The sequence below is a fragment of the Paenibacillus sp. P22 genome (genome assembly GCF_000469945.2).
In the GTDB taxonomy this organism is placed as follows: domain Bacteria; phylum Bacillota; class Bacilli; order Paenibacillales; family Paenibacillaceae; genus Paenibacillus_O; species Paenibacillus_O humicus.
This window is the reverse complement of the sequence record NZ_CBRA020000149.1, coordinates 1-8,870: the sequence shown is the minus strand read 5'-3', so window position 1 is coordinate 8,870 and position 8,870 is coordinate 1. Positions and strand designations below refer to the sequence as shown.

Genomic DNA, 8,870 nt, shown 5'->3' with positions numbered 1-8,870 from the left:
CAAATCCGCTCCCTCAAGGAGTATGGACTTGACCTTAAGAGCGGTCTCTTCGCGCCGCCTGGACCTCCAGGTCCGCCTGGGCCGCGTCCGAATCCGCCGCCTGGGCCGCCGGATCCGCCTTCGCGGTTGAAGCGCTCGCGAGCAGGTGGCGCGCTGCCTTCCGGCCGGTCAATCGCCTGCTTGATGGACAGACCGATTTTGCCGCCTTGGTCGATGTTGATGACTTTGACCGTCACCACGTCCTCCAGCTTCAAATGGTCCTTGACGTCCTTCACGTAATTATCGGCAATCTCGGAGATGTGTACGAGGCCGGTGACACCCCCCGACAAATCGACGAATGCCCCAAAATGAGTAATGCCTGTCACTTTGCCCTGTAATTTGGCGCCCACTTCTATTGCCATAAAATAAAATGTTCCTCCCTAAAAGTATGTGCGAAGCATGATCTGCCGCCCATGGGGCCGTTCATGCCGACCCTCCCGCGGAAGGGCACGCTTGATTCAATTATAGCGTAATCGCAAAAGCAAGGTCAACAGACGCGAGCCCGCTTCCCTGCTGCCCTGCGGGTTCTCAGTCATTCGGCTGTATAAGCTGCTCCCCGGGCTTCACGAGTCCCTGCTGTTTGGTTGCCAGCTGAGCGATGTATTCCGGGTCGTTGAGCTGCTTGATCTTGGCCTGCAGCTCTTTCGTCGTTTTCTGTATTTCCGCCAGACGGGCCTCCGAAGTTCCGAGACGCTCCCGGGTCGCGGCCTGAGCCTGCATTTGAGAGAACAGGGTATACCCTGCCCACGCTAGAACTACCGTCATGAACAGAAGCCATAGCTTGTATCTTCTGCGCGAACCATCCGTCACGTGATTTCCTCCCGTTCCATCGTGTAGATTAAGGCTTGAAGGACCGGAAAGCATTCCAATCACTTGCGGAAAAGCCTCTTCCAAGCCTGAATGAATCCATTCGACACGCGGCGGGCAGTCTCCTGCACCTTCCAGCGAATCATCATCCCCTGCAGCCAAGAAAGCAGCGGCCGAGTCAGCGGGCGGATCATCCAGAGAATCAATTTGGCGAGCGGTCGCAACAATTGTAGCACAATCTTCAGGATGAAAATAGAAAAGACGGCCAAAAAACCGGCCAAAACCCGAAGAATCCGGTAGATGCCTATGACAGGCCGGATCAGCAGCAAATCCATGCAGCGCAGCAAAAAGCGTATGACCGCTCTGGTCGCGCGGATGAGCCAGCGGACAAGCGCGATGACCGTCCCGCTCAGGGCCAGAAAGTAAAAGCAGATCCCGATCAGGATTCCGAGATATACATACGCCCGCACCTCGCCGTTGTTGCTGGCGTACAAAATCCGGAAGGCGGCCAGCGCCGCCGCGAGCCAATAGCCGATATCCAGCGCAGGCAAAATCCACCGGGGAAAGCGAAGCTCATGGGATACGACCCGGTATCCGTCGAACACGCCTCCCATCAGCAGGCCTGTCGCCATCATCATGGCCAGCGTCCAGCCTTGGGTGTCCAGCGTCACTTGAAGATCTTCCCGAATAATCCCTTGGATTTGACGCTCTGGCTTCCATCCAGGTAGGCGAGAGAATGGACAAGCCCTTCGATCGCGACGAGCTCTTGCTCCAGGCTGAGATGCTTCATATGCAGATTCTGGCCTCGAATGGCTAGAAAGCCAAGCTCGGTCTCGAGCAAAAACTCCTCGTTGTCGAAGCTTTCGACGTTGAGTACGCCCGTTATCTCCAGCAGCTTGCGGTTGAGCATCTTGACCTCTTGCCGCTTCTGCCCTTTTACAGGTTCAATCATGCCTCGTCCCCTCCTTATAAGCCTATGCTTATTAGGAGGGGACGAGTTTTAGAACCTATAGGAGTGGGGGGTAAGCATCATTAACCTCCTGCCGGAGAGTTGAAACAGATGCTTCCCGAACTTTATTGTATGCCTTGTCCGGGCCTTAAATGCCGGCTTGGACTTCTTTGATCATTTCGGATACGGACAGAAGGCCGCCGCCGGAAAGATACCAGTATTGCGGGTTCAGGTAGATGATTTTGCCTTCCTTGGCCGCATTTGTTTTGTTCACGAGTTCGTTCTCGATGACGCCCTTGGCGTTATCTCCTTCGCCCAGAGCCGCATCGCGGTCGATGACGAACAGATAATCCGGGTTTTTCTCCCCGATGAACTCGGATGTGATGCTTTGGCCGTGCGTTTCAACCTTCAGCGTCGGATCTACAGCTTCTACTCCCATGGCGTCATGGATGATGCCGAAGCGAGAGCCGACGCCGTAAGCGCTCAGCTTGCCGCCGGCAGCCAGAACGATGAGGCCTTTTTTGCCGTCTGCCTTCGCTTTTTCATTTACGGCATCCACGCTTGTCTTGATCTCGGCCAGCTTCGCATCTGCGTCGGCTTCCTTGCCGAACAGGCTTGCCAGCATCTTCACGTTGCTGGAGAAGGAGTTGAAATAATCGGTCTGGTCGAGCTCGACGAACAGCGTTGGAGCGATCTTGCTGAATTCTTCATAAGAGTCCTGCTGGCGTCCGCTGATGATGATCAGGTCGGGCTTCACGGAGTTGATCTTCTCGAAGTCGGGCTCTTTCAGTCCGCCTACGTTCGCAACCTGGCCGCTCTTGTACTTTTCCAGGTAAGCAGGAAGGCTTGTCGCGGGAACGCCCGCGATATTCGCCTCCAGGCCGAGCGCGTCCAGCGTGTCGAGAGATCCGAAGTCGAAGGCGACGATCTTCTGCGGGTTCTTCACGATCGTCGCTTCGCCGAGCTTGTGCTTGATCGTGACCGTGCCGCCATCCGCAGCCGCTTCACCGCCTGCATTGGCTGCCGGGCTCGCATCGGGAGAAGCCGCTGGAGCAGGAGACGCGCTGCCGCCGTTGCTGGAATTCGAGGAGCCGCATGCCGACAGCACCAGCGTCAGCACCATGACCGCAGCCAAGGAGAGCCATTTCATCTTTTTCATAGGTGTTACCCCCATATCGTCATAGTTGGAATTTTCGCTTGCTTCTTCAGCCGAAATAAACGCATACCCGCCTGCCGTCCACTTCTTGGATCGGAACATCCATCCCGTACAGCTCCTTGAGCACTTCCTGCGTGACGATTGTTGATGTCGTGCCTTCCCGGACAACCTTTCCGTCCTTGAGAGCGACGATATGATCCGAGTGGAAGCTGGCGAAATTGACGTCGTGAATGACGAGAATGACCGTCTTCCCCTTCTCCTCCACCAGGCGGCGCAGAACATGCATGATGCCGACGGCATGCTTCATGTCCAGATTGTTGAGCGGCTCGTCGAGGAAGATATACTCCGTGTTCTGGGCGACGACCATCGCGATATACGCGCGCTGCCGCTGTCCTCCGCTCAGCTGGTCGATGTACTTATGCTGCATCGGACCGAGCTCCATATAATCGATGGCCTCCTCGACGTAAGCCCAGTCTTCCTTGCGAAGACGGCCCTGGCAGTAAGGAAAGCGGCCGAAGCTGACCAGCTCCCGGACGGTAAGCCGGACATTGATATGATTGGATTGCTTGAGAATGGAGAGCTTCTTCGCCAGCTCCTTGTTGTCCCAGGAGCCGATCGGCCTGCCCTCCACGAGAACCTCGCCCTCGTCATGCGCCATCAGGCGGGTCATCATCGACAGCAGCGTGCTCTTGCCTGCGCCGTTCGGACCGATGAACGAGGTGATTGTCCCCGGACGGATCGAGACCGAGACGCCGTCGATGACTTTTTTGCCGGCATAACTCTTGGATACGGATCTGGCTTCAATCACGCTCGATTCTCCTTTAGCAGCAGGTAGAGGAAATACGCTCCGCCCGCAAAGTTGATGATGACGCTGATTGTCGTCGAGAAGGTGAACACATGCTCGACCAGGAACTGCCCTCCGAGGAGAGCGATGAAGCTGACGAGCGCCGCGCCCGTTATCAGAGCGGGATGGCGGTACGTGCCGAGGAACTGGTAGGCCGTGTTGGCGACGAGCAGGCCCAGGAAGGTGATCGGACCGACAAGCGCCGTCGATACGGCGACCAGCACCGCGATGATGACGAGCAGCTGGCGTGTAACGCGCTCATAAGGAATGCCGAGATTGAGCGCGTGATCCTTGCCGAGGGACAACGCGTCCATGTACTTGGACAGCCTCCAGTACCACAGCAGGACGGCTCCGATCAGCACATAGGAAAGCGCCAGCAGATCGTACTCGATGTTGTTGAAGCTGGCGAACATCTTGGCCTGGACGACCAGGAAATCGTCCGGATTGATGAGCGCCTGCATGAAGGACGACCCGCTCTGGAACAAGGTCCCGAAGATGAGTCCCGTGAGCAGCAGCAGATAGATGCTGCTGTTCTCGCGGCGGAACATGAGCCGGTAAAGCAGAGTCGAGAAGATCATCATCAGAACAATCGACAGCAGGTAGTTCGCCTGCTTGTTGACGACAAGGAAAGCCATGCCCCCGAATGCGTACACGATGATCGTCTGCAGCAGGTTATAGAGCGCATCGAGGCCGATAATGCTCGGCGTCAGAATGCGATTGTTCGTAATCGTCTGGAAGATTACGGTCGACAGGGCGATTGCGAAGCCGGTAAGCACGATCGCCGCCGCTTTCTTGAGCCTTCTCGGGAGGGCGTAGCTCCAATCGTCCACCCCGTACGCAAGGAACAGCGCCGCCATGACGGCGGCCAAGCCTGTCAGCACCAGAAGCCTGCTCTTCACGGATAGTCCGCGGGACGCCTCAGCTTGCATATACATCCCTCCTCATGATGAGGTACAGGAAGATGATGCTGCCGAAAACGCCGACGATCAGGCTGATCGGCAGCTCGTAGGGACGGATGAGGACACGGCTCAGAATGTCGCATCCGATGACGAATATCGCGCCGAAGACGGCTGTGATCGGCAGGTTGCGCTGCAGGTTGTCTCCGCGGAAGATGGAGACGAGATTCGGAATGATCAGCCCGAGGAACGGAATCGACCCGACGGTCAGGATGACCGAGGAGCTGATCAGTGCGATCAGAATGAGGCCGATGTTGACGATCTTGCGGTAGCTGATGCCCAGGTTGACCGAGAATTCCTCGCCCATACCCGCAATGGTGAAGCGGCTGGCGAACAGATAGGCCGCGATCGTGGCCGGCACGCTGATGTACAGCAGCTCGTAGCGGCCTCTCAGCACGCCGGAGAAGCTTCCCTGCATCCAGGAATTCACGCTCTGGATGAGATCGTATTTGTACGCGAAGAAGGTCGTCACGCTGGCCAGCACGCCTCCGAACATAAGTCCGACAAGCGGAATGAACACCGCGTCCTTGAACTTGATCTTCTCCAGCATCTGCATGAAGACGAAGGTTCCGGCCAAGGAAAAGGCGAAGCTGACCGCCATCTTCTGCATCATGCTCGCACTGTCGAATACCAGCAGCGCGACGAGCAGGCCTAGCCCTGCGGCCTCCATCGTTCCCGACGTCGAAGGGGAGACGAACTTGTTGCGGCTGAGCTGCTGCATGATGAGGCCGGCGATGCTGAGGCTCATGCCGGCGATGATCAGGCTGACCAGTCTCGGCATCCGGCTGATCCAGATGAGCTCCTTCTGGTCGGCCGTAAGGGAGAACAGGTCGGTCAGAGACAGCTGCTGCACGCCGATAAACAGGGAGGTAAAAGACAGAATGACCAGCAGCGGCAAAAGAATGGCCATTCTCACCGGCTGCATATCTCCATAGGCCTATGTAGGTGTAAATCTTTTAGTTGTATAAGAATGATAATCATTATCACTTACCCCCTTGTTTACTATAATAAAGCCCATTCGCCGAGTCAACCCTATAATAGCGAGTATCCCAAATTTTCTTGACAACATGACAAAAAAGCCGACCCGAATGCAGATGGCCTGCATTCGAATCGGCTTATTCATTTGCGCCCGCGGCGGGGAGGACTCGGAATCCCGGCTAGAAGCCGAGGCCGTCATCCTCCCGCTCGCGCGCTTCTTCCTTGAGCAAGGTGTACATCGTCGCAGCCTCGTCCTTGCGGGTCGTCTCCGCCGTCCGCTCGATGCGGACGGTGATGTACTTCTGCCCGTACTGGATGCGCAGCTCATCGCCGGCTTTGACCGAGCTGCTCGGCTTGGCTTCGCGGCCGTTCACCCATACCCGGCCTTGCTCCGACACATCCTTGGCGACCGTGCGCCGCTTGATGAGCCGGGAGACCTTGAGGAATTTGTCCAGGCGCAATTTACTTGATGGCTTCTTTCAGTTTGTTGCCGGCTTTGAATGCCGGAACTTTGGATTCCGGAATCGTGATTTCTTGGCCCGTTTGCGGGTTGCGGCCGGTGCGGCCGGAGCGCGTGCGGGTTTCGAACGTGCCAAAGCCGATCAGTTGGACTTTGTCGCCGGATGCCAGGGCGTCGGTCACTTCGCCGAGGAAGCTGTTGAGTACGGATTCTACGTCGCGCTTGGTCAGGCCGCTTTTCGTTGCGATGCTGTTGATCAGGTCGTTCTTGTTCATTGTGATTTCCTCCCGATAATGGATGTTCATGTAAAGTGCGACAGCTGCCCTGCGCAAGCAGCAGCCGTTCCCTTATTGACGGACAAGCGGCGGCTTCCTGCCGCTTCTTGCCTTCTCTCCCGCAAGCGGTGCCCAGGAGCATGAGAGAAAATTTTACGAGGGTAACGTATTCGTCTCGAGAACGGAGAAATCCTGCTGCCTGCCCAAATTTTTTTGCGGAAAAGGGTCGAGAAGCGGCGAATAGGGTCGAACGGAACCTATTAACCTTTCTTCTTCGCTTCATCCCACCAGCGATCCATTTCTAGTAGATCAGTCTGGTCAAAAGATTTGCCGTTTATACGGAGCTGCTCCTCAATATAGAGAAAGCGGCTGCGGAATTTGGCGTTCGTGCGGGCCAGCGCCTCTTCGGGATCCGCATCCAGGAAACGGGCCGCATTGACGACCGCGAAGAGCAGGTCGCCGAGCTCGCCGGCCTGGGCGTCCTTGTCTCCAAGCGCCGCAGCCTCCCGCACCTCGCGAAGCTCCTCTTCGATCTTGGCGAAGACCGGACCGAGCTCGTCCCAGTCGAAGCCGACCTTGGAGGCTTTCTTCTGGAGCTTGTAAGCGCGCATAAGCGCGGGGAGATCCTGCGGAATACCGTCCAGTACGGAGACGCGGTCTCCGTCCCGGCCTTTGATCCGCTTCTCCTCGGCTTTCATGCGTTCCCAGCTGGCGAGCGCCTCTCCGGAATCCGAAGCTCCCGCATCCCCGAACACATGAGGATGGCGGAACACGAGCTTCTCGTTCAGCTCCTGGATGACGTCGTAGACGTTGAACGCCCCGGCCTCCTCTTCCATCTGGCTGTGAAGCATGACTTGCAGGATGACGTCCCCGAATTCCTCGCGCATGCCGTCGGGATCATCCTGGTCGATCGCTTCGAGCGCCTCGTACAGCTCTTCGATGAAGTTCTTGCGGATGGACTGATGCGTCTGCTCCCGATCCCACGGACAGCCCCCGGGACTGCGCAGAATGGAGACAATCTCATGCAGCCTGTCGAAGCTGCGGTTCTGCAGCCGCTCATCGAAGCTGGCCGGTATGTAGACCAGGCTCAGGTTGCCGTACTCCTGGCCCCTGTCGAGCTCGTACAGAGGCACGGTGAGAATGCGCTCCTCGCCCGGCACCCCGAGCGCGTGCCCGATGACGACCGGGTGGTCCTCCGGATACCGCTCCATCAGCGTCAGCTTGACGTCCGATGCGGTGAAGGCATCGTAGACCTGCCCGATCAGCGTATGCAGCTGCGGCCGCAGCATCGATGTCTTGAGCTCCGCCGAATCGAGCAGCTGGAAGCCCTCGATCGGATCGAAGCCGAGCCGTGTGAAGGCCATGTCGAGGAAGCTCTCGCCGCCGAGCACGGTCAGCTCGATATCCTCCTGCGGACAAATCTCCCTCAGCAGCTGCACTGTGCGCTCGGCGACCATCGGGTGGCCGGGCACGGCATACAGGATGCCGGAGCCGGACGATTCGAAGTCCGCTTTGGCCAGGGAAGCCAGCTCGGAGACGATCCGGTCATACACCTCCGGGAATGATTCCGATTCCTCGTAGAACCGGTCGAACGGCTCCACGGCGATGCCTTGCTCGCGAAGCATGCTCATCATAGGATGTTTCTCGGTGCGGACATAGACTTTGGCCGCTGCCTGCAGCCTCCGCCATATGCCCAGCGTCAGCTGGTCCGCGTCGCCTGTGCCGAGACCGGCTACGGTGATGGACGGCCGGGCCGTTATGTGTTCAGCCGCTCCCGGCAGGCTGGATGATCCGGATGTCATGGCTGTGAATGCCTCCTTTTGGGACGAAGAAGAGCGCTCTATGAGGCAGGAAGAAGCTGAGGCCCCGGTAAGGGCGGCTTCCGCATGCGCTTGGCCCTCCTCTGACTTTACTTGTCCCGGGCCCCGGAAGCAAGCCGGACCGGTTCCAGAGGCCGAAAATAAGGATATTTTAACCTCAAACCCGGTTTTGGGCAGGAATAATGCGGAATCGGCGGAGGGAATTGGCGTATAGAGGGGCTTGAGGATGGAGGGATTGCGCGCTGCTGCCGGGCTGTCGGACATTGGTTCCGCTAGTTGACCGTTTTGGTGCCGGCCTCCCGGGCTATCGGACATTGGTTCCGCTAGTTGACCGTTCTGTGCCGGCCTCCCGGGCTATCGGACATTGGTTCCGCTAGTTGACCGTTTTGGTGCCCGTCTGCCGGGCTATCGGACATTGGTTCCGCTAGTTGACCGTTTTCGTGCCGGCCTGCCGGGCTATCGGACATTGGTTCCGCTATTTGACCGTTTTTGTGCCGGCCTGCCGGGCTATCGGACATTGGTTCCGCTATTTGACCGTTTTTGTGCCGGCCTGCCGGGCTATCGGACATTGGTTCCGCTATTTCCG

Annotated in this window: 12 protein-coding genes; 1 reads left to right on the top strand and 11 read right to left on the bottom strand. The window is 57.7% G+C overall.

Annotated elements, in window-relative coordinates; genetic code table 11:
• The 11 genes from BN871_RS19365 to mazG form a co-directional block, all read right to left on the bottom strand.
• A partial coding sequence (locus tag BN871_RS19365; protein WP_048748411.1) for a S1 RNA-binding domain-containing protein occupies positions 1–401 on the bottom strand: 401 nt, incomplete at its 3' end.
• Between the two features lie 166 nt (positions 402–567).
• Entirely contained in the window at positions 568–849 is a 282-nt protein-coding gene (locus BN871_RS19360) for a septum formation initiator family protein (RefSeq protein WP_021881321.1), read from the bottom strand.
• A 59-nt stretch (positions 850–908) separates the two neighbouring features.
• Entirely contained in the window at positions 909–1,517 is a 609-nt protein-coding gene (yabQ, locus tag BN871_RS19355; RefSeq protein ID WP_232313206.1) for a spore cortex biosynthesis protein YabQ, read from the bottom strand.
• Positions 1,514–1,798: a sporulation protein YabP gene (yabP, locus tag BN871_RS19350; protein ID WP_048748410.1), complete on the bottom strand. Its 285-nt coding sequence runs from the start codon at positions 1,796–1,798 to the stop codon at positions 1,514–1,516. Before yabP ends, yabQ begins: the two co-directional genes overlap by 4 nt.
• Before the next feature lie 145 nt (positions 1,799–1,943).
• Positions 1,944–2,954, bottom strand: a complete 1,011-nt coding sequence (locus BN871_RS19345) for a siderophore ABC transporter substrate-binding protein (RefSeq protein ID WP_048748409.1) — start codon at positions 2,952–2,954, stop codon at positions 1,944–1,946.
• 46 nt (positions 2,955–3,000) lie between these two features.
• Positions 3,001–3,759 (bottom strand): ABC transporter ATP-binding protein, encoded by a 759-nt coding sequence (locus BN871_RS19340; RefSeq protein ID WP_048748408.1) that lies wholly within the window; start codon positions 3,757–3,759, stop codon positions 3,001–3,003.
• Positions 3,756–4,724, bottom strand: coding sequence for an iron chelate uptake ABC transporter family permease subunit (locus BN871_RS19335; RefSeq protein WP_048748407.1), 969 nt, complete (start codon positions 4,722–4,724; stop codon positions 3,756–3,758). The genes BN871_RS19340 and BN871_RS19335 overlap by 4 nt, the downstream gene beginning before the upstream one ends.
• Complete coding sequence (locus tag BN871_RS19330; RefSeq protein ID WP_048748412.1) at positions 4,714–5,667, bottom strand: ABC transporter permease; 954 nt, start codon at positions 5,665–5,667, stop codon at positions 4,714–4,716. The genes BN871_RS19335 and BN871_RS19330 overlap by 11 nt, the downstream gene beginning before the upstream one ends.
• Positions 5,668–5,908: 241 nt before the next feature.
• A complete protein-coding gene (locus BN871_RS19325; protein WP_021881315.1) occupies positions 5,909–6,190 on the bottom strand; it encodes an RNA-binding S4 domain-containing protein in 282 nt (93 codons plus the stop codon).
• A gap of 1 nt (position 6,191) precedes the next feature.
• Positions 6,192–6,494 (bottom strand): HU family DNA-binding protein, encoded by a 303-nt coding sequence (locus tag BN871_RS19320; protein WP_159442458.1) that lies wholly within the window; start codon positions 6,492–6,494, stop codon positions 6,192–6,194.
• 230 nt (positions 6,495–6,724) lie between these two features.
• A complete protein-coding gene (gene mazG / locus BN871_RS19315) occupies positions 6,725–8,266 on the bottom strand; it encodes a nucleoside triphosphate pyrophosphohydrolase (protein WP_048748405.1) in 1,542 nt (513 codons plus the stop codon).
• Between the two features lie 382 nt (positions 8,267–8,648).
• On the opposite strand from mazG, the gene BN871_RS29290 reads away from it, so the two are divergent.
• Positions 8,649–8,870 (top strand): hypothetical protein (locus BN871_RS29290; RefSeq protein WP_232313204.1); only part of this gene is annotated, 222 nt, incomplete at its 3' end.